Consider the following 25739-nt stretch of genomic DNA (forward strand, 5'->3'; position numbering starts at 1 on the left):
ATCAACGAAGCCTCGGACAGGCGTGTTATCTTTCCTGCCCCCTTTCAGCCTGCCCTTGACTCATGGTCCAGATCTCCCGCCCGCTGCGCTTGACCTTCTATACCCTGGTGATTCTCGCCGGCGCCGTGGTCAGCGCGACCTTCGCCATGCGCCATGCCGAGCGCCAGGCGCTGGAGGACGATGCCGCCCGCGCCAGCGAGCAACTGGCGCTGTATGCCAACTCCCTGCATACCCTGATCGAACGTTACCGCGCCCTGCCCGCCGTGCTGGCGCTGGACCCGGAACTGCGCTCGGCGCTCAAGGGCCCGGTCGGCCCACAGCAGCAGGACGCCCTGAACCGCAAACTGGAACAGATCAACGGCGCCGCCCGCTCCTCGACCCTGGAGCTGCTGGACCACACCGGCCTCGCCGTGGCCGCCAGCAACTGGCGCCTGCCCAGCAGCTATGTCGGGCACAACTACGGTTTTCGCCCCTACTTCAGCCAGACCCGCAGCCAGGGCAGCGGACGCTTCTATGCGGTGGGCGTCACCAGCGGCATTCCCGGTTATTTCCTCTCCAGCGCGGTCAAGGGCGAGCAGGAGCAGTTCCTCGGCGCCATGGTGGTGAAACTGGAATTTCCCGAACTGGAGCGCGAGTGGAGCCAGGGCAGCGACACCCTGCTGGTCAGCGACGCCCGGGGCATCGTGTTCATCGCCAACCAGCCGGGCTGGCGTTATCGCCAGTTGCGCCCGCTGTCGGACAGCGACCGCGCCGAACTCCAGGCCACCCGGCAATACGACAAGCAACGGCTGACGCCGCTCGAACATCGACCGCTGCGACGCTTTGACGACGACAGTACGCTGACCCGGGTCGAGGGCCCGGACGGCAGCGTCGACTACCTGTGGGAATCCCTGCCCCTGGCCACCGAAGGCTGGACCCTGCATTTGCTGCGGCGTCCGCAGATCGCTTTTGAGGACCGCCGCAATGCCGGCCTGGCCGCGGCCGGTGCCTGGCTGACCCTGGTATTCCTGCTGCTGTTCCTCAATCAGCGCTGGCGCCTGGCCAGGCTGCGCCAGCGCAGCCGTGAGGAGCTCGAACGCCTGGTCGAGGAGCGCACCCGCGACCTGCGTACCGCCCAGGACGGCCTGGTGCAATCGGCCAAGCTGGCGGCCCTGGGGCAGATGTCCGCGGCCCTGGCCCATGAAATCAATCAGCCGCTGACCACCCAGCGCATGCAGTTGGCCACCCTGCGCTTGCTGCTCGATCACGGGCGGGTCGACGAGGCCTACCAGGCCCTGAAACCACTGGACGATATGCTGACCCGCATGGCCAGCCTCACCGGCCACCTGAAAACCTTCGCCCGCAAAAGCCCCAGCGGCCTGCGCGAACGCCTGGACCTGGCGGCGGTGGTGGATCAGGCCCTGCAACTGCTGGACACCCGGCTGCGCGACGAACAGGTCGACACACACTTGCAACTGACGCGCCCGGCCTGGGTCCGCGGCGATGCCATACGCCTGGAGCAGGTGCTGATCAACCTGCTGCGCAACGCCCTGGACGCCATGCGCGACAAGCCCCTCAAGCACCTGGAAATCCGCCTCGAAGCCGACCAGCAACTGTGGAGCCTGAGCGTCATCGACAGCGGTGGCGGCATCGCCGAAGAACACCTGCCGAACGTCTTCGATCCATTCTTCACCACCAAGCCGGTGGGCGACGGCCTGGGCCTCGGCCTGGCGGTGTCCTACGCTATCGTCCACGAACTCGGTGGACGCCTGAGCGCCGGCAACCAGGGCCAGGGCGCGATCTTCACCCTGAGCCTGCCCATCGACCTGGAGGCGCATATCCCATGTTGAATTCGGTGATGCTGGTCGACGACGAAGCCAGTATTCGCACCGCCGTCGAACAATGGCTGAGCCTGTCGGGCTTCGAGGTGCAGCTGTTCAGTCGCGCCGAGGACTGCCTGGCCCGGCTGCCCAGGGACTTCCCCGGGGTGATCCTCAGCGACGTGCGCATGCCCGGCATCAGTGGCCTGGAGCTGCTCAAAGAGGTGCAGCAACGCGACGCCGACCTGCCGGTGATCCTGCTGACCGGCCACGGCGACGTGCCGATGGCGGTGGAAGCGATGCGCGACGGCGCCTACGACTTCCTGGAAAAACCCTTCAGCCCGCAGACCCTGCTGAGCAGCCTGCACCGGGCCCTGGACAAACGCGGCCTGGTCCTGGAGAACCGGCGCCTGCACGAACAGGCCGATACCCGGGAGAAAATCGACTCCACCCTGCTCGGCGTGTCCCGCGCCTTGCAGACCCTGCGGCGCCAGGTGGTCGACCTGGCTGCGCTGCCGGTCAACGTATTGATCCGTGGCGAGACCGGCAGCGGCAAGGAACTGGTCGCCCGCTGCCTGCACGACTTCGGGCCGCGCGCCGACAAGCCCTTTGTCGCCCTGAACTGCGCGGCGATCCCCGAGCAACTGTTCGAAGCCGAACTGTTCGGCCATGAAAGCGGCGCCTTTACCGGCGCCCAGGGCAAGCGCATCGGCAAGCTGGAATACGCCGACGGCGGCACCTTGTTCCTCGACGAGATCGAAAGCATGCCGCTGGCCCAGCAGGTCAAGCTGCTGCGGGTGCTGCAGGAACAGAAGCTCGAGCGACTGGGTTCCAACCAAAGCATCGAGGTGGACCTGCGGATCATTGCCGCGACCAAGCCGGACCTGCTGGACGAAGCCCGCGCCGGGCGTTTTCGCGAAGACCTGGCCTACCGCCTGAACGTCGCGCAACTGCGCCTGCCGCCGCTGCGCGAGCGGCGCGAGGACATCCCGCTGCTGTACGAGTATTTCGCCCACGCCGCCGCCGAGCGCCTGGGCCGTAGCGTCGCGCCCCTGGGCGGAGCGCAGTTGAGCCGCCTGCTGAGCCACGACTGGCCGGGCAACGTGCGCGAACTGGCCAACGTCGCCGAACGCCAGGTGCTTGGCCTGGGCGAGCCCGAGCCGGAAACCATCGACTCCGGCCAGTCCCTGGCGGCGCAGCAGGAAGCTTTCGAGGCGCAATGCCTGCGTGCCGCGCTGACCCGGCACAAGGGCGACATCAAGGCGGTGCTCGTTGAGCTGCAACTGCCGCGCCGCACCTTCAATGAAAAGATGCAGCGCCATGGGCTGGCGCGGGAAATGTTTCTCGGGGAGGAGTGATGCCCGAGGAGATGTTTTATCCGGGCCATCCCTATCGCGGGCAAGTCGGATCGCCGCCCGCTCGCTCCTACAGAAGCGACGGGATCCTTGTAGGAGCGAGGCTTGCCCGCGATGACGTCCTCCCAAACGCTGCTCAATCGGCAAGTTTCCGCTCGCACACCCCAGGCAATGAGCGGATTTCCGCTCATTAAAATCTCAAGACCCTTCTAAACCGGGCCTTTCGGCTCCTGGCACAGCTCCTGCTATAGCTCCAGCAGGCTGCGTTTCGGCGCGCTCCACAAAAACAATTAAATGAAGGATCCGTCATGGATAACTCGCAAACCCTGCCTCTTGGGTCGGCAGCTGCGCCTGCCAAAGAAAAGACCACCGCCAGCCGCCTGAAATCGATCTTCAGCGGTTCGGTCGGCAACATGGTCGAGTGGTACGACTGGTACGTCTACGCCGCCTTCTCCCTGTACTTCGCCAAAGTCTTCTTCCCCAAGGGCGACACCACCGCACAACTGCTGAACACCGCCGCGATCTTCGCCGTGGGCTTCCTGATGCGTCCGATCGGCGGCTGGCTGATGGGGCTCTACGCTGACCGCAAGGGCCGCAAGGCCGCGTTGATGGCCTCGGTGCTGCTGATGTGCTTCGGCTCGCTGATCATCGCCCTGACTCCCGGCTACGAGACCATTGGCGTCGGCGCCCCGATCCTGCTGGTCCTGGCGCGCCTGATGCAGGGCCTGTCGGTCGGCGGCGAATATGGCACCTCGGCCACCTACCTCAGCGAGATGGCGACCAAGGAACGTCGGGGCTTCTTCTCCAGCTTCCAGTACGTGACCCTGATCTCCGGCCAGCTCATCGCCCTGGCGGTCCTGATCGTGCTGCAGAACGTGCTGACCACTGAAGAGCTGCAATCCTGGGGCTGGCGCATTCCGTTCGGCATCGGCGCCCTGTGCGCGATCGTCGCGCTGTACCTGCGTCGTGGCATGGAAGAAACCGAGTCCTTCACCAAGAAGAAGGAAAAACCGAAAGAAAGCCTGATGCGCACCCTGATGCGTCATCCGAAAGAGCTGATGACCGTGGTCGGCCTGACCATGGGCGGCACCCTGGCCTTCTACACCTACACCACCTACATGCAGAAATACCTGGTGAACACCGTCGGCATGAGCATTTCCGACTCCACCACCATTTCCGCGGCGACCCTGTTCCTGTTCATGTGCCTGCAACCGGTGGTCGGCGCGCTGTCGGACAAGATCGGCCGCCGTCCGATCCTGATCGCCTTCGGCATCCTCGGTACCCTTTTCACCGTGCCGATCCTCACCACCCTGCACACCGTCCAGAGCTGGTGGGGCGCGTTCTTTCTGATCATGGCGGCGCTGATCATCGTCAGCGGCTATACCTCGATCAACGCGGTGGTCAAGGCCGAGCTGTTCCCGACCGAGATCCGCGCCCTGGGCGTGGGCCTGCCCTACGCGCTGACCGTATCGATCTTCGGTGGCACCGCCGAATACATCGCGCTGTGGTTCAAGAGCGTCGGCATGGAAACCGGTTACTACTGGTATGTCACCGCCTGCATCGCCGTGTCGCTGCTGGTCTACATCACCATGAAAGATACGCGCAAACACTCGCGGATCGAGACTGACTGACCGGCAAAAAAAGCGCGAGGGTGCAAGGCCCTCGCGCTGTGGCGTCATCAGGTAAAGCCTATCGCGGGCAAGCCTCGCTCCTACAGAAGCGGGGCTTGCCCGCGATAGCCGCGACGCAGCCGCTCCACGATCAAGACACGCCCTCCAGCTTCCGTAGCAAGCCCTCCGGCATTCATCGCCAACAGCATTCCCGCCCCTGTCGGGCAAACCGTTGATCGTGATTTTTCGACGGTGCGGACAGGTTAATGACCGGTTAATGCCCAGCCCTCACTCTACCTCCATCGAAATCGGTATCGGCGCCTCAAACGCGGCAGAAGCAGGAAAGAGGCTTTATGCAGCGATTCTTGACGCCATAAACATCTATTAATTCGATATTTTTAAGCATTTATTTGCGCTTTTTAATCAAATTAACTGGCGTAGTATCCATTTCATACCCACTGCACAAAACTCACCGAACCTGGAGTGACCCTCATGAAAAGCAAACTGATCCTCGCCCTGACCCTTTCCGTACTGGCTGCCAATACCTTTGCCGCCGATGGTTACGACCGCACCGGCTCGGCTACTTTCACCTCGGGCAGCTCGGCCAGCGCCAGCCTGGCTTCCGACGGTTTCGATCGCACCGGCACCGCCGCCGCTATCGCGTCCGATGGCTTCGATCACACCGGCACCGCAGGCGCAGTCGCTGCCGACGGCTTCGATCGCACCGGGACTGCCGCCGCCATCGCCTCCGATGGCTTCGACCACACCGGTACCGCAGGCGCAATCGCTGCCGACGGCTTCGATCGCACCGGGACTGCCGCCGCCATCGGCTAACCCTCAGGGATGCCCCGCAGCCCGGCTTCGGCCGGGCTTGGTTGTTTATGGCCCGGGGAAAACCGCACGCCGCAAGGCTGGCATTCACTTTCAATGGCTTGCACTATGGCGGCCTTCCCTCTTTGTCCGCGCAAGAGCCTGCCATGTCCGAAGACATCCATTACTACGAACCCGCCCAGGGCCACGGCCTGCCCCACGATCCGTTCAACGCCATCGTCGGCCCCCGCCCGATCGGCTGGATTTCTTCCCAGGACCAGCAAGGCCGGCTGAACCTGGCGCCCTACAGCTTTTTCAACGCCTTCAATTACATTCCACCGATCATCGGTTTCTCCAGCGTCGGTCGCAAAGACAGCCTGAACAACATCGAGCAGACCGGCGAGTTCGCCTGGAACCTCGCCACCCGCCCGCTCGCCGAGCGGATGAACCAGAGCTGCGCGGCCGTGCCGGCCGAGGTCAATGAGTTCGAACTGGCGGGGCTGACGCCCGTGGCCTCGAAAGTGATTGCGGTGCCGCGGGTAGCCGAAAGCCCGGTGTCCTTCGAGTGCAAGGTCACCCAGATCATTCAACTGCAGCGCGCGGATCAGGAGTTGGTGCCCAGCTGGCTGATCCTCGGCGAAGTGGTCGCCGTGCATATCGCCAAGTGGCTGCTCAAGGACGGAATATACGACACCGCCGCGGCAGAGCCGATTCTGCGCGGCGGCGGGCCGGCGGATTATTTCCAGCTGGGGCCAGAGGCCTTGTTCAAGATGTTCCGCCCGGGGGCGGTCAGGTAGCTTCTCAAACCAACTAGCTGCTCAGATCAGGTAGCGACCCGGATCAGGCCGTTGCCCAGGCCAGTTCGCCGTCTTCGGTCACGTCGATCAACTGCTCAAGCTTCTGCGCGGCAGCCTGGTCGGCGTCATGGGCGGTCTTGAATTTCTGGTCGTCGAGGACCTTGTGAAAACGCGGTGCCCCTGAACCACCCAGGGCCTTGACCGCGATGGCGGCGCTGTAGCCCCCTTCACCTGGAACCACGGCGGAAACCGCTTCGTATGCTGCAAACTCTTTACGTGCCATGTTGCTGGTCCTGGCCAATGGAAAGTCGGCCATTCTAAACCCTCAACTGGCCAGCTGGTGTACCGGTGCCCCGTTCAGTTGCGCGTATTCGCCTTCGGCCTGGGCCGCCGAGACGTCTCTGAAAGTATGGAAATCCAGGCTGTTGACCACCAGGTCCTGGACCAGCTCGGCGAAGATCGCCATGGCCGGCGAACAGAAGTAATCGGTCATCGCCTGCTGGCTGCTCCAGAATCCGGATATCAGCCACAGGTCAGCGTCGCACTGCGAATGCTGCAAGGCGAACTGCAGGCAACCTGTGGCCTGGCGGGATGGTTCGATCAGACTGCTCAAGCGAGCACCCAACTCCGTTGAGCGGCCGGCGCGGGCGCGAACGAATGCCATGTGGCTGACGGGAATATGCGTGGACATGTGCGACCCTCCCAGGGTGGTGTCGAGGCAGCCATGGGACGGGCTGCGACAGGATCCAAGATTAAGCGCCCGACGTAATGCTCGTTAGTCGATTCCTGCCGGCCTATTGCACAATCCTGCGAGTCTTGCCCGGGAACGCCGAATCCTGCCCGGCAAGCGGAAAAAACCCACAACGTTGTTTCAAGCAAGTGACAGCCCGCGCACAGGAGTCGGCTCTACTCACGCGCGCACGCGTGGCAGGATCAGGCAAGATTTACGCAGGAATCGCCTACCCCTGGCGCTTGCACAAATTTAAGCTGTGGCCATTCGCAATCTTCCCGGAGGGGCCTTCATGTCATCGCTCGAAACCCAGCAGCCGCCACTGGATGCGGAGATGGAAAAACAGCGGGCGGAGCTGGCCGGGATCATTGCTCGCAATACCGGCGAAGACGGCAGCTATGCCACGGCGATCCAGTCGCTGTTCGTCTCGCGCCACAGCCACTCCCACGATTTCGCCTCGGTGCTGGCCCAGCCGGCCCTGTGCATCATGGCCCAGGGGCGCAAGGAAGTGCGGCTGGCCGACGAGGAGTTCAACTACGACCCGCTCAACTATCTGGTGGTCTCGGTTTCCATGCCATTGAGCGGGCGCCTGGCCGATGTCTCGCCGCTGGAGCCGGTCCTGGCCCTGCGCCTGGACATCGACCCGGCCGAGATCAGCACGCTGATCGCCGATGCCGGGCCGTTGGGGGTGCCGAACCGTCCTGTCGGCCGCGGCCTGTATGTGGAACGCCTGGACACGCCGATGCTCGACGCCGTGCTGCGCCTGACCCGCCTGCTGGACACGCCCAAAGACATCGCCATGCTCGCGCCGCTGATTCGTCGGGAAATTCTCTACCGGCTGTTGCGCAGCCCACAGGGCCACCGGTTGTATGAGATCGCCATCGCCAATAGCCAGAGCCACCGGGTCAGCCAGGCCATCAAATGGCTGAACGGCAACTACGAGCAACCGCTGCGCATCGACGATCTGGCGCGAGGGGTGAACCTCAGCGTGTCCACCCTGCACCACCGTTTCAAGGCCATGACCGCCATGAGCCCCTTGCAGTATCAGAAGCAACTGCGCCTGCAGGAAGCCCGGCGCCTGATGCTGACTGAAGGGCTGGAGGCGTCCGCCGCCGGTTACCGGGTCGGCTACGAAAGCCCTTCGCAGTTCAGCCGCGAATACAGCCGCCAGTTCGGCGCCCCGCCGCTGCGCGACATGGCGCGCCTGCGCAGCAGCGTCTGATTCCCCTTGTAGGAGCGTGCTTGCTCGCGATAGCCGCAAGGCGGCGCTCTATCTGTCGCACGGCGTCATCCTTGACCCGCATCGCGAGCAAGCTCGCTCCTACAGAAAACCATCTCGCTTCAAAAGGCTGTTACCTCGCGCGTATCACGTGCTTGATCTCCTGGAACGCCTGCAAACCCCAAGGCCCCAGCTCGCGGCCGATGCTGCTCTGCTTGTAGCCGCCCCAGGCGGTCTGCGGGAAGATCACCTGCGGTGCGTTGATCCACACCAGCCCGGCCTGCAAGGCATTGGCGACTCGCTCGGCGTTCTGCACATCGGCGCCGACCACACTGGCCACCAGGCCGAATTCGCTGTCGTTGGCCAGCGCGATGGCCTCGGCCTCGCTGGCGAAACTGCGCACGCAGAGCACCGGGCCAAAGATCTCCTCACGCCACAGCGCACTGTCGAGGGGCACTTCGGTGAAGATCGTCGGCCGCACAAAAAAGCCGCGCGCGCGGTCCGCCGGGCGTTCGCCGCCACACACCAACTTGGCCCCGACACTCAGCCCGCGATCGATATGGCCGAGCACGCGCTGGTATTGCGCCTGGTTGACCAGCGCACCCATCTCCACATCCGGATCGAAAGGGTCCGCCACCCGAATCGCCTCGGCCCGTGCCTTGAGGCGCAGGAGGAATTCGTCCGCCAGTTCGTCGGCCACCAGCACCCGGCTGGTGGCGGAGCACATCTGCCCGGCGTTGAAAAAACCGCCGCCGCAGGCCAGCTCCACCGCTAGTTCGAGATCGGCATCGGCCAGCACCAGCAGCGAAGATTTGCCACCCAGTTCCAGGCTCACGCCCTTGACCGTCTCCGCAGCACGCTGCATGACCTGGACCCCGACCGCATTGCTGCCGGTAAAGGAAATCTTCGCCACCCGCGGATCGGCCGCCAGCGGCGCGCCCACCGCCAGGCCGGTGCCGCAGACCAGGTTGAACACGCCCTTGGGCAAGCCGCTCCCGGCGATGATCGCCGCCAGCTCCAGTTCCGGCAGCGGCGTGACTTCCGAGGGCTTGAGCACCACGCTGCAACCGGCGGCCAGGGCCGGCGCGAGTTTCCAGGCGGTGGTGACCATCGGGAAATTCCACGGCACGATCAGGCCGACCACGCCACAGGGCTCACGCCGCACACGGGCACTGAAATCATCGCTGGGCAGCGGCACATCGCGGTCCTGGGCGGCGTCCAGGCCTTCGGCCAGCCCCGCGTAGTATTCGAAGGTGGCAATCACGTCGTCGACGTCGATGGCCGCTTCGAATTGCGGCTTGCCGTTATTGCTCGACTGCAGGTGCATCAGGTGTTCACGACGCTCGGCGACACCGGCGGCGATCCGCCGCAACACCGCGCCACGCTCGGCGCCGCAGGTCGCAGCCCACTCGGCGAGCCCGGCCTGGGCGGCACTCACCGCCTGCTCGACGCTGTGTGGGTCGCCGCCACCGACCACGGCCAGTGGCTCTTCGGTAGACGGATTGATCACCGGCAACAGCTCGCTGCCGGCATGCCACTGACCGTCGATGTACAGGCCGTTCAACAGGTTTGTCGGGTTCATGCCTGCACCGCCCGCATCCAGCCGGCCTGGTCGATTTCGATCAGGGTCGGGCCCTGGCGATCGCTGGCCGCGCGCAACGCATTACGCAATCCGTCGACGCTGTCGATGGCCTCGGCGGCGCAGCCCAGGGCCTTGGCCACGCCGATGAAGTCCGGCGTGTAGATGTCCACGCCCACCGGCTCGATGTCGCGGTTGACCATGTATTTCTTGATCTCTTCATAGCCCTGGTTATTCCACAGCAGCACGATGATTGGCGTGCGCGCTTCCACCGCGCAGGCCAGTTCCGACAGGGTGAACTGCAGGCCGCCGTCGCCGATCAGGCACGCCACCGGGCCCCGGGCGTTGCGTTCGGAAGCGCCACCGAGCCAGGCGCCGATCGCCGCCGGCAAGGCATAACCCAAGGTGCCGTAGCCGGTCGAGGAGTTGAACCAGCGGCGAGGACGCTCGGGGTTGAAGGTCAGGTTACCGCTGTACACCGGCTGCGTGGAGTCGCCGACGATGACGATCTGCGGCAGCTCCTGCAGGACGGTTTCGAGGAACAGAGTCTGCGCCCGGGTCGGGGCGTCCCACTGCTGCTCCAGTGCGCTACGCAGGGCAGCGGCACGGGCCGCGCCCCAGGCGCTGTCGCGCTCGCTCAGCGGTTGTTTGCCCAGCTCGGCCAGCAAGGCCTCGGTTGCGCTGTGCGCGTCGGCCACCAGCGCCACTTTCGGCGGATAGTTGCGCACGGTCTGGTCAGGGTCGATGTCGATGCGCAGCAGGGTGCCAGGAATCTCGAAACCGCCGGCGAAAGTCACGTCGTAATCGGTTTCGGCCAGCTCGGTGCCGATGGCCAGGACCACGTCGGCATCGGCCACCAGGGCGCGGGTCGCCACCAGCGACTGGGTCGAACCGATCAGCAGCGGGTGCCGCGACGGCAGCATGCCCTTGGCGTTGATGGTCAGGGCCACGGGTGCCTGGAGCCATTCGGCGAGGCGGGTCAGGGACGCGGCGGCATCGATCGCGCCACCGCCGGCGAGGATCAGCGGACGCCTGGCGCCGGCCAGCAACTGGCTCATCCGCGCGATGGCGGCGGGCGCAGCGCCGGCCCGGGCGATGCTCACCGGCTCGCTGTCGAGCAGGTCGTCGGCCTCCTCCACCAGCACGTCGAGGGGGATTTCGATGTGCACCGGGCGCGGGCGGCCGGCCTGGAACAACGCGAAGGCGCGGGCCAGGACACCCGGCAGTTCCGCCGCCGACATCAGGGTATGGGAGAACGCCGCCACGCCGCCCACCAGGGCCCCCTGGTTCGGCAGCTCGTGTAGCTTGCCGCGGCCGCCGCCGAGCTGGCTGCGCGATTGCACGCTGGAGATCACCAGCATCGGAATCGAGTCGGCATAGGCCTGGCCCATGGCGGTGGTGATGTTGGTCATGCCCGGGCCGGTGATGATGAAGCACACCCCCGGCTTGCCGCTGGTGCGGGCATAGCCGTCGGCCATGAAACCGGCGCCCTGCTCGTGGCGCGGCGTGACATGCCGGATGCTCGAACGGGCCAGGCCGCGATACAGCTCGACGGTGTGCACCCCGGGAATGCCGAAGACCTGCTCGACGCCATAACCTTCGAGTAACTTGACCAACACTTCGCCGCACGTCGCCATGTCTTGCCCTTCTTGTTCGCTTGAGACGGTGTGCCTGGCTGGCCGCTGCATGGCCAGGCACGGGGAAGGCGTCATTGGAACGGGCTGCGTGTAGCGGGAACAATGGATAAAAAGTCATACTCGCCATGTCCTCACGTCATGCCTTGGCCCTTTATGAAACGCCTCCCGCCCTTGCCCGCGCTGCACACCTTTCTGATCACCGCGCGCTGCTGCAACTTCACCCACGCGGCCGAGCAGCTGCATATCACCCAGGGTGCGGTGAGCCGGCAGATCGCCGGCCTGGAGAGTCACCTGGGTTATGCCTTGTTCCAGCGCCAGGCCCGCGGCCTGAGCCTGACGGCCGAAGGACGGGAATGGCTGCCACGGGTGGAACAGGTGTTCGGCCTGATCAGCGAGGGGGTGGAACAGGTCGGGGTGAACCGCGACACCCTGCAACTCAAGGCGTCCACCTGTGTGATGCGCTGGTTGTTGCCGCGCCTGATGCAGTGGCAGAAAGAGCGGCCGGACGTGCCTGTGCGGCTGACCACCACCGTGCAGCACGGGGTGGACTTCAGTCGCGAACAATTCGACGCCGCGGTGATTTACGGTGCCCCGCCACCTTCCACCCTCGGTGCCTATCACCTGTTCGACGAACAGCTGACGCCGGTGTGTTCACCTGCACTGCTCGAAGGGGCGATACCACTCAACACCCCGGCCGACCTGCAGCAACACATGCTGCTGCACCCGACCCTGGATACCCATGACTGGAGTACCTGGCTGAAAACCTCGGGGACGGTGCTGAACAACATCGGCAAGGGCCAGCATTTCGAAACCCTGGACCTGGCGATGTCGGTTGCTTCCCAGGGGACGGGGGTAGCTATTGGCGATTGGGCATTGATCGGCGAAGACCTGAGCGCCGGGCGGCTGGTCATGCCATTTGAATTGAAGGTCCGTACGGGGCTGGGCTATTACCTGGTGCACCCCGATCGCTCGGCACCGTCGCCGCAGTTGCGGGCGTTGCTGGACTGGCTGGTGGAACAGGCCCGGGCACGATAGCCCTGTAGCCGCTGGCGCAGCCTGCGATCGAGCGCGTAGCGGTCGTAATCCGGTCAACACGTTGTACCTGCAAAAACGCGGTGTCTGGTTTTACGACTGCTGCGCAGCCGATCGCAGCCTCCGGCAGCGGCTACAGGGTGTCTCAGTAACCGACGGTGAAACGCTGGCGGGAGTGCTTCGGTGTTTCCAGCTCATCGATCATGGCGATGGCGTAGTCGGCGAAGGTGATCCAGCTCTTGCCTTCGGCGCTCACCAGCAGGTGATCCTGGCCCAGGCGGAACTGCCCGCGGCGCTCGCCTTCGACGAACTCCGCCGATGGCGACAGGAAGGTCCAGTCCAGCTCTTGTTCCTGGCGCAGGGTATCGAGGAACACACTGCCGGCACTGGCTTCGGCCTTGTATTCGTCCGGAAAACCGGCGGCATCGATCACCCGGCTGCCGTCGGGCAACAGCAACGAACCGGCACCGCCCACCACCAGCAGGCGTTTGACCCCGGCCTTTTTCACCGGCTCGATCACGGCCTTGGGCGCGATGGTGGAAAAGTGCGCCGCGCTGATCACCGCATCGTGACCGGCGATCGCCGCTTGCAACGCCGCGCCGTCCAGCACGTCGACCGCCTTGCTCACCACACCAGCGCGATTGCCGATTTTCGCCGGGTTACGGGCAATCGCGGTAACGCTGTGACCACGACGCAGGGCTTCTTCCAGCAGTTGGCTACCGGCACGACCGGTGGCCCCAATGATTGCGATCTTGCTCATGACAGTTCTCCAGTTCCGATAAGTGACGCAAAGCCTTACAGGGAATGCCCCCGCGCCAGGCGCGGGGACGGTCGAATCACCACTTCATTTCGCCCTTGGCGACCTTGGCGCTCAGCTCCAGGGAGCTGTCTTCGCCCAGGTCCGGGTAACGCTTTTTCATTGCCGCGATCAGTTCGGCGGAATCCTTGGCCTTGGCGGTTTCTTCATCGAAGGCCTTGATGTAGTCGGCGGTGAAATGCACGGGAGCCAGGGAGCGGGCGCTTTCGCCCAGGTAATGGCCGGGCACCACGGTCTGGGGTTTCAGCGCGGCGATGGTGTCCAGGGTGGTCAGCCAGTCCTTGTGGGATTGCGCGGTCTGGGTATCGGCCATCCACACATGGATGTTTTCCGCGACCACCACGCCACCGACGACCGCCTTGATCGACGGGATCCAGACGAAGGTGCGGTCAGGTTGCTTGCCGTCCAGGCCGATGATGTCCAGCTTCTGCCCTTCCAGGCTCAGGCTGTGGCCCTTGAGCACGCCCGGCACGATGGTCTTGGCCGGTACGTCGGCGCCCATTTTCGGGCCCCAGAATGCGAGCTTGCCGTCGACCGTGGCCTTGATGTGCTCGACGGTCGGCTGCGACGCCACGACCTTGGCCTTGGGGAAGGCCCGGGTGATGGTGTCCAGGCCGAAGTAGTAGTCCGGGTCACCGTGGCTGATGTAGATGGTGGTCAGCTGCTTGCCGCTGGCGCGGATCTTTTCCACCAGCTGCTCGGCCTGGGATTTGCCGAACTGCGCGTCCACCAGGATCGCTTCCTTCTTGCCGCTGACCAGCACCGAGGTCACCGGGAAAATCGCCGCGGCGCCCGGGTTGTACACATCCAGGCTCAGGGCCGGCTCGACGGCGGCGGCATGGGCGGCGAAACCCAGGGTGGCGGTGGCCAGCAGCAGGCGCTTGAGTGAGGTGAATCCGATCATGTGCAGCTCCGATGGTCTGTCGGCCGTAAGTGGCCAGGGGTAGGTGGCGATAGGTAAATGGCGATGGAGATGAAGCTTAGTTGCCGCACTCGTTACAAAAAATGCGATGCTTGGACATAGTTTGTTTCTGAAAGCGGGCAAATCATGGATCGTCTTCAAGCAATGCGCGTCTTCGTCACCGTAGTCGACCTTGGCAGCCAGTCGGCCGCCGCCGACCACCTGGACCTCTCGCGGCCAGTGGTTTCGCGCTATCTGGCGGAGCTGGAGGACTGGGTCGGCGCCCGGCTGATGCACCGCACCACCCGCAAGCTGAGCCTGACCGCGGCGGGCACCGAGATCCTGCCCCGCTGCCGGCAGATGCTCGAATTGTCGACGGACATGCAGGCCGCCGTCAGCGAACCCGACGACGCGCCCCGCGGCTTGCTGCGCATCAGCGTCAGCACCTCGTTCGGCCAGGCCCAGTTGGCGGATGCCATGGCCACCTACGTCAAGCGTTACCCCGGCGTCAGCATCGACCTGCAGATGCTCGACCGCACGGTGAACCTAGTGGACGAGCGCATCGACCTGGCGATCCGCACCAGCAACGACCTGGACCCGAACCTGATCGCCCGGCGCCTGACGGTCTGCCGCTCGGTGATCTGCGCCTCGCCGGCCTACCTGCGCGAGCACCCGGCGCCGCAACGCGTCGAGGAACTCAGCCAGCACAACTGCCTGACCCACTCCTATTTCGGCAAGAGCCTGTGGCATTTCGAGCAGGACGGCGAACAGGTTTCGGTCCCGGTGCAGGGCAATATCAGCGCCAACGAAGCCAGCACCCTGTTGCGCGCGACCATGGCCGGCGCCGGCGTGGCCATGCTGCCCAGCTACCAGGCCGGGGTGCATATCCACAGCGGCGAACTGGTGCGCCTGCTGCCCCACGCAGAGCCCCGGCAAATGAACATGTACGCGGTCTACGCCTCGCGCAAACACATGCCGGCGGCCCTGCGCAGCATGCTGGATTTCCTGGTGCTGCGCTTCCCCGAGGAGCCGGAGTGGGACAAGGGCCTTTAAAGCCCGATAAGACCGCTGAATACCGCATCAACACGCTGCCCGCGACCTGGCCGGCGGCCATGGCTGATCCACATGGCTGATCTATGCTGATAACAGTACCCCCACACGCGCAGGGGTATTCGTTCAGAGGTGTTTGCCATGAACATCAAAACAAGAAGATACCTGGCCATTTTCGTCACCTGCACCGCGACCCTGGCGCTGTATGGAACAGCGGCCTATCGCGTCGAGCAGGCCCGGCAACAGCCACGTGTCTACGCCAGCTGCAACGTCGACCAGTGCATCCCGCACAACGCGACCCTCAACTCCCTGAAATGATGCAGGCGCGCGGCGTCACGGTTCGTGATCGGTCTTCAGCCGGTCACGGAAAGCCTTGGGCGAGATCCCGACTCGGCGGCGGAACAGCCGGGTGAAGTTGGTGGGATCGGAAAACCCCAGGGTGTCGGAAATCTCGTAGATGGTCATGCTGGTGTAGGTCAGCAGGCGCTTGGCCTCCAGCAGCTGACGCTCATGCATGATCTGCAGGGCCGGCTGGCCCGCCAGTTCGCGGCAGGTGCCATTGAGGTGGGAAACGGAAATCCCCAGCTTGTGCGCCAGGTCCTCGACCTTCACATGCTCGCGATAGTGGGCCTCCACCAGTTGGATATAGCCATTGAAATACTCCCGCGCCCGCTGCGGTCGCTGGCTGGCGCTGCGGCGCCGGATCGCCTGGCGGCTGACCCACACCATGATCACGCTGACCAGCGAGTGCATGAGCATTTCCCGCGCCGGCTCACGTCCCTGGTACTCGTTCTGCAACGCGGCAAACAGGCTGTTCAGGTAGTCGCCGTCGGCGCCCGCCGGGTAGCTCTCGGCTACGGCCAGGGCATTCACCGAGTGCCCCAGCTGGGCTTGCAGATGGGCCATCAAGGGCGCCGCCAGGGTCACCACATAACCGTCGATGTCTTCGGAAAAACGAAAGCCGTGCACCGACAGGGCCGGCAGGATCTGCAGCGCCGACTCCCCCAGCAACGTGCGCTGGCCTTCGATCTCAAGCTCGGCCTGGCCGCGATGCACGAACAGTAATTGACAGAGATCGGCATGCCGATGCGGCTTGATTTCCCAATGGTGCTCGCGGCTGCGCTTGGAAATGGTTTCGCAGTGCAGCAGGTCCGGTGTCGGCCAATCCAGGCTTTCCCCATAGAGTTTGAACACCGGAATTGAAGGCAAGGCAGGCTTATTCATAACTGCAATCCAGGCCTCTGGGTGACGGGCGATAATCGCACCGATTGGTGAAATGAACAGGTATCGGCTCAGTTTTCACCTTCAACTGACAGCATCACAAGTGAAAAATGCAGGCACTCGAAACATAAAAATCAGTCAGCGAACCTGTTCGCGTGAAGCTTGCGAGTCATAAAAACAATGAAAACCCTGAAAACTCAAGTCGCCATCATTGGCGCCGGCCCCTCCGGACTGCTGCTCGGCCAACTGCTGCACAAGGCCGGCATCGATACCCTGATTCTCGAACGACAAACCCCGGATTACGTACTCGGGCGCATCCGCGCCGGGGTGCTGGAACAAGGCATGGTCGACCTGCTGCGCCAGGCCGGGGTCAGCCAGCGCATGGACGCCGAAGGCCTGGTGCACGGTGGTTTCGAACTGGCCCTCGACGGCCGCCGGGTGGCCATCGACCTGCACGCCCTCACCAATGGCAAGAGCGTGACGATCTACGGCCAGACCGAAGTCACCCGCGACCTGATGCAAGCCCGCCAGGCCGTCGGCGCCCGGACCCTGTACCAGGCCGACAACGTGCGCCCTCACGACATGCACAGCGACCAGCCCTACCTGACCTTCGATTACCAGGGCGAACCCCATCGCCTGGACTGCGACTACATCGCCGGCTGCGACGGCTTCCACGGGGTCGCCCGGCAGTCGATCCCGGCCGACAAGCTCAAGGTGTTCGAGCGCGTCTATCCGTTCGGCTGGCTCGGCATTCTCGCCGACACCCCGCCGGTCCACGACGAACTGGTCTATGCCCGCCACGAACGCGGCTTTGCCCTGTGCAGCATGCGGTCGACCACCCGCACCCGCTACTACCTGCAAGTACCGGCGGAGGAAAATGTCGCCGACTGGTCCGATCAGCGTTTCTGGGACGAGCTCAAGAAGCGCCTGCCCGAGGAGCTGGCCGAACGCCTGGTGACCGGGCCGTCGATCGAGAAAAGCATCGCGCCGCTGCGCAGCTTCGTGGTCGAGCCGATGCAATACGGGCGGCTGTTCCTGGTCGGCGACGCCGCGCACATAGTGCCGCCCACCGGGGCCAAGGGCCTGAACCTGGCCGCCAGCGATGTCAGCACGCTGTTCAACATCCTGCTCAAGGTCTACCGCGAGCAACGCACCGACCTGCTGCAGAAGTATTCGCAAATCTGCCTGCGGCGGATCTGGAAGGCCGAGCGTTTCTCCTGGTGGATGACCGCGATGCTGCACCGTTTCCCCGACTCCGACGACTTCAGCCAGCGCATCGCCGAGTCGGAGCTGGCGTACTTCGTCGACTCCGAGGCCGGGCGCAAAACCATCGCGGAAAATTACGTCGGCCTTCCTTACGAGGCTATCGAGTAGGAGCCTATCGAGTACACTGGCGAGCATTCCCGCTCGCCTTGCACCCTGCGGGTCAATCACTGCCTGCAGGTTATTTCGTGTCCAATCCCAACCAGCCTGGCCAGCCCCAATTGGCTCTTCGCAGCGTACTGATCGCCCTGATGCTGGCGATCTTCCTCGGCGCCCTGGACCAGACCATAGTCGCGGTCTCCATGCCCGCCATCTCCGCGCAATTCAAGGATGTCAGCCTGCTGGCCTGGGTGATTTCCGGCTACATGGTGGCCATGACCGTGTCGGTGCCGATCTACGGCAAGCTCGGCGACCTCTACGGGCGGCGCAAGCTGATGCTGTTCGGCATGGGTCTGTTCACCCTGGCGTCGCTGTTCTGCGGCATGGCGCAGAACATGGAACAGCTGGTCCTGGCGCGGATCTTCCAGGGCATCGGCGCCGGCGGGATGATTTCGGTCAGCCAGGCGATCATCGGCGACATCGTGCCGCCCCGCGAGCGCGGGCGTTACCAGGGCTATTTCAGCAGCATGTACGCGGCGGCCAGCGTCGCCGGCCCGGTGCTCGGCGGCTACATGACCGAATACCTGTCCTGGCGCTGGGTGTTCCTGATCAACCTGCCCCTGGGCCTGGGCGCCTGGCTGGTGGCCAGACGCAATCTGCGCGGGCTGCCGATTCCGCAGCGCAAACCGATCATCGACTACCTCGGCACGCTGCTGATGATCATCGGCCTGACGGCCCTGCTGCTGGCGATCACCCATTTCGGCCAGGGCCACGCCTGGCGCAGCAGCGAAGTGCTAGGCCTGCTGGCGTGTGCCGTCGTCGCCCTGGTCCTGTTCGCCTGGCATGAACGGCGCACGCAAGAGCCGCTGCTGCCCATGCACCTGTTCGCCAATCGCAACGCCATGTTGTGCTGGTGCACGGTGTTCTTCACCAGCTTCCAGGCCATCTCGCTGACGGTGCTGATGCCGTTGCGCTTTCAGAGCGTCACCGGCGCCGGTGCCGACAGCGCGGCATTGCACCTGCTGCCGCTGGCCATCGGCCTGCCGATGGGCGCCTACTTCGCCGGACGCATGACCTCGGTGACCGGCCGCTACAAGCCGATGATCCTCGGTGGCGCCCTGCTGATGCCACTGACCGTTCTCGGCATGGCCTTCAGCCCGCCCCAGGCGGTGCTGCTGAGCAGTGTGTTCATGTTGTTCAGCGGGATTGCCTCGGGCATGCAGTTCCCGACGTCGCTGGTGGGCAGCCAGAACTCGGTGGAACAACGGGACATCGGGGTCGCCACCAGCACCACCAACCTGTTCCGCTCCCTGGGCGGTGCGGTGGGCGTGGCCTTGATGTCGGCGCTGTTGCTGGCGCTGTTGCAGGATTCCAGCTTCGCCCAGTTGAGCGGCTCGGCGCTGATCGGCGAAGGCCACTCGGGCAATGTGCTGCTCGACGGTCTGAACGCCGCGCCGGGTCCGGAACAGGGCGCCTTGCGGGCTGAGTTGCTGCTGACCTTCAAACACTTGCTGATGGTCAGCGCGGCGGTGTCGTTGCTCGGCTTGGCGGCGGCGCTGGCCATGCCCAACGCGCTGCTGCGCGGGCGCGAAGACAAGGTCAGATAACGGCATCGCCAGTCAGCTCTTCCACAGGCGAGCTGACTGGCGACCGACCTTTACGGGCTGTAGTACCCCACCGCCACCAGGAAGTGCCCGACCTTGCGCAGGTAGGCGTGCTTGTCTTCCACCTTGGCCGTCACCGGGTTCTTCCAGCGGTACTCATACTCGCCCTGCTCCTGGGTGGCCATCAGCGCCAGGATCGGCTCGCCCACCGGTTTGCCGTCCGGGTCCTTGACCTTGCCGAAGTCGGTATTGATCAACCGCAGATTGGTGCCGTGGGCCACGTAGCGCTGGTTGTCCAGATCGACCACGAACACATACAGGTCGTCCTGCAGGAAGCCGCCCTTGAGCGAGTTGATCGCTGTCAGCGTGCCCTTCTCATCCTTGACCAGTTCGGTCGCCGCCTTGTCCAGCAAGGCTTTGGCCTGCTCGGCGGAAGCCCGTGGCAGGTAATAGCCGACCGCCAGGATCCGCTCGCCGACCCGCTGGTAATACACATGCTTGCGCTCGACCTTGCCGTCGGCCCAGTTCTGCCAGCGGTATTCGGCTTGCTGGATGCCATTGCCCTCGGGAATCTTCAGCGCGTCCTTGAAGGCCTTTTGCAGATCCGGCCCAAGCACCTCGGAAACATCGCGGCCGATCAGCGCCGACGACGGCCCGCCACTGGCCAGCATCACCCCCTTGGTGTCGACCACAAACACATAACGGTCCTTGTCGACGAACTCGCCCTGCCGGCTGAACGCGGCGAAGGCCTTGTCACCGTGGTCGTGGTAATAGGCCAGGGCCTTCTCCAGCAGGGCCTTGGCCGCCGTGGCATCGTCCGCTGCCTGGACCTGGCTGGCGCAGAACATCAGCAACCCTCCCAGCACCGTGGCTCTAAGCAATCCCCTCATTGCGCGTCCCTCGTTCTTGTTGGTGTTTCAAGAGCGTAGACGGCTGCGGGATATGGTCGAGTATTCAGCGAAGCAGGGAGGCGAGAAGCAAAACTGCGACCTTCCCACGCCACGCGCGGGAAGGTCGCCAGGGTCAGGGGCGAGTATTGAGCTGCTGTTGCAGGTTCTGGATCTGGCTCTGCAGGGTATTGATGTTGCGAGTGACCTGGCCGCGGAAAGCGTCGAACTCGGCGGTGTTGGTGCCGCCCTGGGCCGCGGCGGGACGATTGTCCTGCTGGCTCTTGAGCACGATGATGTCCTGTTCCAGACGCTCGATGGCGGCGCTCGGGTTGCCCTGTTTCTTCAAGGCCGCGATCTCGGCGTTCAGGCCCTTGAACTGGGCATCGACCTTGCTGGTGTCGGCAGGCGCGCTTTTCAGGGCGGCCAGTTCGCTGCCCAAGGTTTTCACCTGTGCCTGCAACTGGGTATTGGCCGCCTGCTGCTCGGTGGCTTGCGCGGTCATCTGGGCCAGCCGCTTGTCCAGGTCCGTGGCCTGCCCAGCCACGCCTTGCTGCTGCTTGCCCTGGTCCTGCAGGCGGCTTTCCAGCTGCTTGATCTGCAACTTCAAGGCTTCGCTGTCGCTATTGACGCTGGACTGGCTGGCCACCACCTTGCCGGAAATATCCTGCAGGCGCCCCGCCGCTTCTTCGCTGATGCGGGCGAAACTTTCCTGGGTGGCGACCAGTTGCTGCTCCATCAGCGAGATCTGCTGGAAGCTCCACCAGGCCAGTCCGATAAAGGCAAAGAACAAGGCGCCGACCAGCGCCCAGAGCGGCCCGGCATTCGGGGTCTTGACCTTGGTTACCGGCACACTGCGCGAATGCACCGAAGTACGCGCGCGGCCCGCGGCGGTGGTCGGGAAATCATCGTCGAGGGTATCGGCACGCAGGCTTGGAACATCGTCGAAGTCGTCGTTGGCATCGTTACGCATGGGGCAACCTTTCTAAACCGCGGTGATAGCTGAATGCGGCGAGTATAAACCGCTAACCCGCCGCCCTCATCGACCCTGAACCCCGAACGCGGTTCAGTGTTTATTTTCAGCGTATGTCCTGGGCCTTCCACCAGCCGCAGAATTCATCCAGGGCCGTCCACAGGCTGACCTTAGGTTCGTAATCCAGATAATGGCGGGCGCGGCTGATATCCAGGGTGAAGTTCTTGTTCATCACCTGCATGCCCAGGCGCGACAGGGTCGGCTCCGGACGGCCCGGCCAGAGCTTGCAGAAGCCTTCATTGAGGGCCGCCACGCTGTAGGCCAGGCCAAAGGAGCGGTAGCGCGTGACCTGCGGCACGCCCATCTGGCGCATCACGTAGTTCACCACGTCCCACAACGGCACGGGCGCGCCGTTACTGATGTTGTAGGCCTTGCCCAGGGCCGAGCCGCTGGCCAGCAGACTGCTGAGCAGCGCTTCGTTGAGGTTCTGCACACTGGTGAAGTCGACCTTGTTCAGGCCGTTGCCGATGATCGCCAGGCGGCCCTTGCGCTGCATCTTCAACAGGCGCGGGAAAATACTCATGTCGCCAGCACCGGTGACAAAACGCGGGCGCAGCGCCAGCACCTCCAGGCCGAACTCCTGGGCGCCGAACACCTTCTGCTCCGCCAGGTATTTGGTGGCGGCATAAGGGTGCTTGAAGCGCTTGGGCACCTGCTCCTCGGTCAGGCCCAGATGGTCGCGACCGTCGAAATAGATCGACGGCGACGACAGATGCACCAGGCGCCGGACATGGCGCTTGAGGCAGGCTTCGACCACGTTTTCGGTGACCAGCACGTTGCCCTGGTGAAAATCCTGATAACGCCCCCAGAGCCCCACCGCCCCCGCGCAATGCACCACCGCATCGACGTCGCGACACAGGTCGCGCACCAGGTCGGCATCGCTCAAGTCGCCCTGGACGAACTCGGCCCCGCGCCGCACCAGATGCTCCACACCTTCGGCCCGACGCCCGTTGACCCGTACATCCAGGCCCTGCTCAAGGGCAAAACGCGCGAAGCGTCCACCAATGAAGCCGCTTGCGCCGGTGACCAGAATTTTCATGACTTGCTCCGATTGCTTTCGTGTTTCATGCCTGTCGCACACTTGTGTTGCATGGGGTGTTGCAGGGTGTCTTGCCTGATGCCTTGACGCCCGACGTCACGCCAACGGCACCAGCCATTGCGCCGAAGAACGCACCAGGTGCTCGGTGAGCAGGCCCAACAGTTGGCCACCATTGCGCCAATGATGCCAGTACAGCGGCACATCGATCGGCTTATCTGGCAAAAGCTCCACCAACACACCCCGCGCCAACTGGTCGCGCACCTGCAATTCGGGCACCAGCCCCCAGCCCAGGCCGGCCTCGGTCAGGCGGATGAAACCCTCGGACGAGGGACACAGGTGATGCTCGAACCCGCCATCGACCCCCAGCGCCGCCAGGTAGCGGTGCTGCAGGAAATCGTCCGGGCCGAACACCAGGGCTGGCGTGCGGGCCAGGCGCTCGGCTTGCACGCCTTGCGGAAAATGCCGCGCAAGGAACGCCGGGCTGGCCAGGGCACGGTAGCGCATGGCACCCAGCAGCACACTGCGGGCGCCCGCCACCGGCCGCTCGCTGGCGCAGACACAGGCCGCCACTTCGCCGGCGCGCATGCGCTTGAGGCCCACGGTCTGGTCTTCGACGATCAGGTCGAGGAGCAAGTGCTGCTCGGCACAGAAGTCGCCCACCGCCTCGGCCCACCAGGTGGCCAGGCTGTCGGCGTTGAGGGCGATGCGCAGACGCTCCGGCAAACCTTCCTCGTCCAGGGCCGGCACCTGGCTCTGCAGGTCGCGTTCGAGCAGGCGTACCTGCTGCACATGGTTGAGCAGGCGCCGGCCGATTTCCGTCGGCGCCGGTGGAGTGACCCGCACCAGCACCGGCTGGCCGATCCGCGCTTCGAGCAGCTTGATCCGCTGGGAAATCGCCGACTGCGACAACCCCAGCACCTGCGCGGCACGCTCGAATCCGGCCTGTTCGATCACCGCGGCCAGGGCGGACAGCAATTTATAGTCGAACATCAGTTTTCCTAATGAGCGATCAGTAATATTGGTTTTTCTTATACAGCCTGCCACCGGAGAATAGCCAGCATGCTTTCTCGTTCAAGGACCTTTTTCATGGCTGGCGAAACCTCCCTCGATACCCTGCTGCGCAGCATGAGCCCGCAGCTCAACCACGGCGACTACGTGTTCTGCTCCATCGCCGATCGCGCGCTGCTCGAAGGTAGCGACGTACTGGGCAGCTTTCGCGAGCAGGAAGGACTCACGGTGATCCTCGAGCGCCAGCAGGCCGAACGGCTGGGGCTGGGTTTCGATTACGTCGCGGCCTGGATCACCCTGAACGTGCACTCGGCCCTGGAAGCCGTCGGCCTGACCGCCGCGTTCGCCAGCGCCCTGGGCAAGGCCGGGATCAGTTGCAACGTGATCGCCGGCTATTACCACGATCATCTGTTTGTCGGTAAGGCCGATGCCGAGCGCGCCATGGGCGTGCTGCGGCAACTGGCGGCGGGCGAGGAGTAAAGACTATGTGGCAAAGCTACGTTAACGGGCTGCTGGTAGCGGCCGGGCTGATCATGGCGATCGGCAGCCAGAATGCGTTTGTCCTGGCCCAGAGCCTGCGCCGTGAACACCACCTGCCGGTGGCCGTGCTGTGCGTGACCTGCGATGCGTTGCTGGTGGCGGCCGGGGTATTCGGCCTGGCCACGGTGCTGGCGCAGAGCCCGACACTGCTGGCGGTTGCCCGCTGGGGCGGCGCCGCGTTCCTGATCTGGTACGGCAGCCAGGCCCTGCGTCGCGCCTGTTCCAGGCAAAGCCTGCAACAGGGCGAGAACCAGACCGTGCGCTCGCTGCGCGCGGTGCTGCTCAGTGCGCTGGCGGTGACTCTGCTCAACCCCCATGTGTACCTGGACACGGTGTTGCTGATCGGCTCGCTGGGCGCGCAACAGACCGAACCCGGCGCCTATGTGGTCGGCGCGGCCAGTGCTTCGCTGCTGTGGTTTTTCACCCTCGCCCTCGGCGCCGCATGGCTGGCTCCGTGGCTGGCACGGCCGAGCACCTGGCGCATTCTCGACCTGCTGGTGGCGGTGATGATGTTCAGTGTCGCGATCCAGTTGATGACCGCTGGGTGATTTATTCCAAAAGGCTAAGGGGATGCCCTCGCTAAATGACGAGCGCGCCGCCGCCCCGCAAAGCGCAAGACTAGGCGTGAGGAGCGTGGTTTGGTGGTCCAAATGAGCGACGAACAACGACGGATTGCGCTTTGCGGGGCGACGGCCCTTCGGGTTGGCGCTGTGATCGTGCCATGCTGCGTTGCGGGACTTGAAGAGGCAAAAAGCATCCTCTGCGTCCCGCGCCTTGCCTGGCACGATCACAGCGCCAACGCGTTTCGTCATTTAGCGAGGGCATCCCCTTGAACCTCTATCCCACACAGTTGTTGCGTGGTTAAGCCGCACCCCCGGTGCTATGATCCGAACCCTGCGCCGCAAAGAGTACAAACTCCCCGGCGCTTGTCTGGCCGCCCGTGATCGGCCTTGCGCTCACCGCAACTGACCTGATTAGGAGAATCATCATGGCTTTCGAATTGCCGCCGCTGCCTTACGCACACGATGCCCTGCAGCCGCACATTTCCAAGGAAACCCTGGAATACCACCACGACAAGCACCACAACACCTATGTCGTGAACCTGAACAACCTGGTGCCAGGCACCGAGTTCGAAGGCAAGACCCTGGAAGAGATCGTCAAGTCTTCCTCGGGCGGCATCTTCAACAACGCCGCTCAGGTCTGGAACCACACTTTCTACTGGAACTGCCTGGCGCCAAACGCCGGCGGTCAACCAACCGGCGCACTGGCTGAAGCCATCAACGCCGCTTTCGGTTCGTTCGACAAGTTCAAGGAAGAATTCACCAAGACTTCCGTCGGCACCTTCGGTTCCGGTTGGGGCTGGCTGGTGAAAAAGGCTGACGGTTCCCTGGCCCTGGCCAGCACCATCGGCGCCGGCAACCCGCTGACCAGCGGCGACACCCCGCTGCTGACTTGCGACGTCTGGGAACACGCTTACTACATCGACTACCGCAACCTGCGTCCAAAGTACGTCGAAGCGTTCTGGAACCTGGTCAACTGGAAATTCGTGGCCGAGCAGTTCGAAGGCAAGACCTTCGTCGCCTAAGCCCGTTTGCAGTCAAAAAAACCCGGCATTGCCGGGTTTTTTCGTTTTACCGGCAAGGGCCAGGTTTGCCGTGCCAGCCCGGCGGACTAACCTCTCTATTCAGCTAAAAAATCTCCGCCGTCCC

At 64.1% G+C, this 25739-nt stretch carries 25 protein-coding genes; 14 read left to right on the forward strand and 11 right to left on the reverse strand.

The window, feature by feature from the left end:
- The first annotated feature begins 62 nt into the window (after positions 1-62).
- The 5 genes from C4K27_RS24245 to C4K27_RS24265 all read left to right on the forward strand — a co-directional run bounded on the left by C4K27_RS24245 (position 63) and on the right by C4K27_RS24265 (position 6371).
- A complete protein-coding gene (locus C4K27_RS24245; protein WP_053262419.1) occupies positions 63-1829 on the forward strand; it encodes a sensor histidine kinase in 1767 nt (588 codons plus the stop codon).
- Positions 1823-3157 carry a sigma-54-dependent transcriptional regulator gene (locus C4K27_RS24250; RefSeq protein ID WP_053262420.1) on the forward strand — a complete coding sequence of 445 codons (1335 nt, stop codon included), beginning with the start codon at positions 1823-1825 and terminating at the stop codon, positions 3155-3157. The genes C4K27_RS24245 and C4K27_RS24250 overlap by 7 nt, the downstream gene beginning before the upstream one ends.
- 305 nt (positions 3158-3462) lie before the next feature.
- Positions 3463-4785, forward strand: coding sequence for an MFS transporter (locus C4K27_RS24255; RefSeq protein WP_007931214.1), 1323 nt, complete (start codon positions 3463-3465; stop codon positions 4783-4785).
- Between the two features lie 471 nt (positions 4786-5256).
- Positions 5257-5598, forward strand: a complete 342-nt coding sequence (locus C4K27_RS24260; protein ID WP_053262421.1) for a hypothetical protein — start codon at positions 5257-5259, stop codon at positions 5596-5598.
- A 143-nt stretch (positions 5599-5741) separates the two neighbouring features.
- The gene (locus C4K27_RS24265) at positions 5742-6371 is read left to right on the forward strand and encodes a flavin reductase family protein (RefSeq protein WP_007931227.1); all 630 of its coding nucleotides are present in this window, start codon (positions 5742-5744) and stop codon (positions 6369-6371) included.
- A 43-nt stretch (positions 6372-6414) separates the two neighbouring features.
- On the opposite strand, the gene C4K27_RS24270 is transcribed toward C4K27_RS24265, so the two are convergent.
- Complete coding sequence (locus C4K27_RS24270) at positions 6415-6687, reverse strand: hypothetical protein (RefSeq protein ID WP_037035873.1); 273 nt, start codon at positions 6685-6687, stop codon at positions 6415-6417.
- Positions 6688-6696: 9 nt separating this feature from the next.
- Positions 6697-7062, reverse strand: coding sequence for an antibiotic biosynthesis monooxygenase family protein (locus C4K27_RS24275; protein ID WP_007931229.1), 366 nt, complete (start codon positions 7060-7062; stop codon positions 6697-6699).
- Between the two features lie 331 nt (positions 7063-7393).
- On the opposite strand from C4K27_RS24275, the gene C4K27_RS24280 reads away from it, so the two are divergent.
- Positions 7394-8323, forward strand: coding sequence for an AraC family transcriptional regulator (locus tag C4K27_RS24280; RefSeq protein ID WP_009045326.1), 930 nt, complete (start codon positions 7394-7396; stop codon positions 8321-8323).
- Positions 8324-8453: 130 nt separating this feature from the next.
- On the opposite strand, the gene C4K27_RS24285 is transcribed toward C4K27_RS24280, so the two are convergent.
- A complete protein-coding gene (locus C4K27_RS24285) occupies positions 8454-9902 on the reverse strand; it encodes an aldehyde dehydrogenase family protein (RefSeq protein WP_053262422.1) in 1449 nt (482 codons plus the stop codon).
- Complete coding sequence (locus C4K27_RS24290) at positions 9899-11536, reverse strand: 5-guanidino-2-oxopentanoate decarboxylase (RefSeq protein WP_053262423.1); 1638 nt, start codon at positions 11534-11536, stop codon at positions 9899-9901. Before C4K27_RS24290 ends, C4K27_RS24285 begins: the two co-directional genes overlap by 4 nt.
- Before the next feature lie 153 nt (positions 11537-11689).
- On the opposite strand from C4K27_RS24290, the gene C4K27_RS24295 reads away from it, so the two are divergent.
- Positions 11690-12571 (forward strand): LysR substrate-binding domain-containing protein, encoded by an 882-nt coding sequence (locus tag C4K27_RS24295; protein WP_053262674.1) that lies wholly within the window; start codon positions 11690-11692, stop codon positions 12569-12571.
- 142 nt (positions 12572-12713) lie between these two features.
- Here C4K27_RS24295 and C4K27_RS24300 read toward each other — a convergent pair whose 3' ends face one another.
- Positions 12714-13328, reverse strand: a complete 615-nt coding sequence (locus C4K27_RS24300) for an NAD(P)-dependent oxidoreductase (RefSeq protein WP_009045330.1) — start codon at positions 13326-13328, stop codon at positions 12714-12716.
- A 76-nt stretch (positions 13329-13404) separates the two neighbouring features.
- Positions 13405-14289 carry an MBL fold metallo-hydrolase gene (locus C4K27_RS24305; RefSeq protein WP_007929792.1) on the reverse strand — a complete coding sequence of 295 codons (885 nt, stop codon included), beginning with the start codon at positions 14287-14289 and terminating at the stop codon, positions 13405-13407.
- A gap of 144 nt (positions 14290-14433) precedes the next feature.
- On the opposite strand from C4K27_RS24305, the gene C4K27_RS24310 reads away from it, so the two are divergent.
- Positions 14434-15339 carry a LysR family transcriptional regulator gene (locus C4K27_RS24310; protein WP_037035534.1) on the forward strand — a complete coding sequence of 302 codons (906 nt, stop codon included), beginning with the start codon at positions 14434-14436 and terminating at the stop codon, positions 15337-15339.
- Positions 15340-15477: 138 nt separating this feature from the next.
- The gene (locus C4K27_RS31315; RefSeq protein WP_007929787.1) at positions 15478-15654 is read left to right on the forward strand and encodes a hypothetical protein; all 177 of its coding nucleotides are present in this window, start codon (positions 15478-15480) and stop codon (positions 15652-15654) included.
- Between the two features lie 15 nt (positions 15655-15669).
- On the opposite strand, the gene C4K27_RS24315 is transcribed toward C4K27_RS31315, so the two are convergent.
- Complete coding sequence (locus C4K27_RS24315) at positions 15670-16560, reverse strand: helix-turn-helix domain-containing protein (RefSeq protein WP_053262424.1); 891 nt, start codon at positions 16558-16560, stop codon at positions 15670-15672.
- 186 nt (positions 16561-16746) lie between these two features.
- Here C4K27_RS24315 and pobA point away from each other — a divergent pair, with 186 nt between their 5' ends.
- Positions 16747-17931 carry a 4-hydroxybenzoate 3-monooxygenase gene (gene pobA, locus C4K27_RS24320; RefSeq protein WP_173613362.1) on the forward strand — a complete coding sequence of 395 codons (1185 nt, stop codon included), beginning with the start codon at positions 16747-16749 and terminating at the stop codon, positions 17929-17931.
- A 77-nt stretch (positions 17932-18008) separates the two neighbouring features.
- On the forward strand, positions 18009-19526 hold the full coding sequence (locus tag C4K27_RS24325) for an MDR family MFS transporter (protein WP_053262426.1): 1518 nt from the start codon (positions 18009-18011) through the stop codon (positions 19524-19526).
- Between the two features lie 50 nt (positions 19527-19576).
- On the opposite strand, the gene C4K27_RS24330 is transcribed toward C4K27_RS24325, so the two are convergent.
- The 4 genes from C4K27_RS24330 to C4K27_RS24345 form a co-directional block, all read right to left on the reverse strand.
- Positions 19577-20413 carry a cache domain-containing protein gene (locus C4K27_RS24330; RefSeq protein ID WP_037035532.1) on the reverse strand — a complete coding sequence of 279 codons (837 nt, stop codon included), beginning with the start codon at positions 20411-20413 and terminating at the stop codon, positions 19577-19579.
- 133 nt (positions 20414-20546) lie between these two features.
- Complete coding sequence (locus C4K27_RS24335; RefSeq protein WP_053262427.1) at positions 20547-21383, reverse strand: hypothetical protein; 837 nt, start codon at positions 21381-21383, stop codon at positions 20547-20549.
- Positions 21384-21489: 106 nt separating this feature from the next.
- Positions 21490-22482 (reverse strand): NAD-dependent epimerase/dehydratase family protein, encoded by a 993-nt coding sequence (locus C4K27_RS24340; RefSeq protein WP_009045338.1) that lies wholly within the window; start codon positions 22480-22482, stop codon positions 21490-21492.
- A 96-nt stretch (positions 22483-22578) separates the two neighbouring features.
- Positions 22579-23472 carry a LysR family transcriptional regulator ArgP gene (locus tag C4K27_RS24345; protein WP_053262428.1) on the reverse strand — a complete coding sequence of 298 codons (894 nt, stop codon included), beginning with the start codon at positions 23470-23472 and terminating at the stop codon, positions 22579-22581.
- A gap of 96 nt (positions 23473-23568) precedes the next feature.
- Here C4K27_RS24345 and C4K27_RS24350 point away from each other — a divergent pair, with 96 nt between their 5' ends.
- From C4K27_RS24350 to C4K27_RS24360, 3 genes are all read left to right on the forward strand, one after another.
- Positions 23569-23970, forward strand: a complete 402-nt coding sequence (locus C4K27_RS24350; RefSeq protein ID WP_053262429.1) for an ACT domain-containing protein — start codon at positions 23569-23571, stop codon at positions 23968-23970.
- 5 nt (positions 23971-23975) lie between these two features.
- Positions 23976-24578: a LysE/ArgO family amino acid transporter gene (locus tag C4K27_RS24355; protein WP_053262430.1), complete on the forward strand. Its 603-nt coding sequence runs from the start codon at positions 23976-23978 to the stop codon at positions 24576-24578.
- A 440-nt stretch (positions 24579-25018) separates the two neighbouring features.
- A complete protein-coding gene (locus tag C4K27_RS24360) occupies positions 25019-25615 on the forward strand; it encodes a superoxide dismutase (protein WP_007929765.1) in 597 nt (198 codons plus the stop codon).
- Positions 25616-25739: the final 124 nt, after the last annotated feature.

The sequence above is a fragment of the Pseudomonas chlororaphis subsp. chlororaphis genome, from assembly GCF_003945765.1.
Taxonomy (GTDB): Bacteria; Pseudomonadota; Gammaproteobacteria; order Pseudomonadales; family Pseudomonadaceae; genus Aquipseudomonas; species Aquipseudomonas chlororaphis.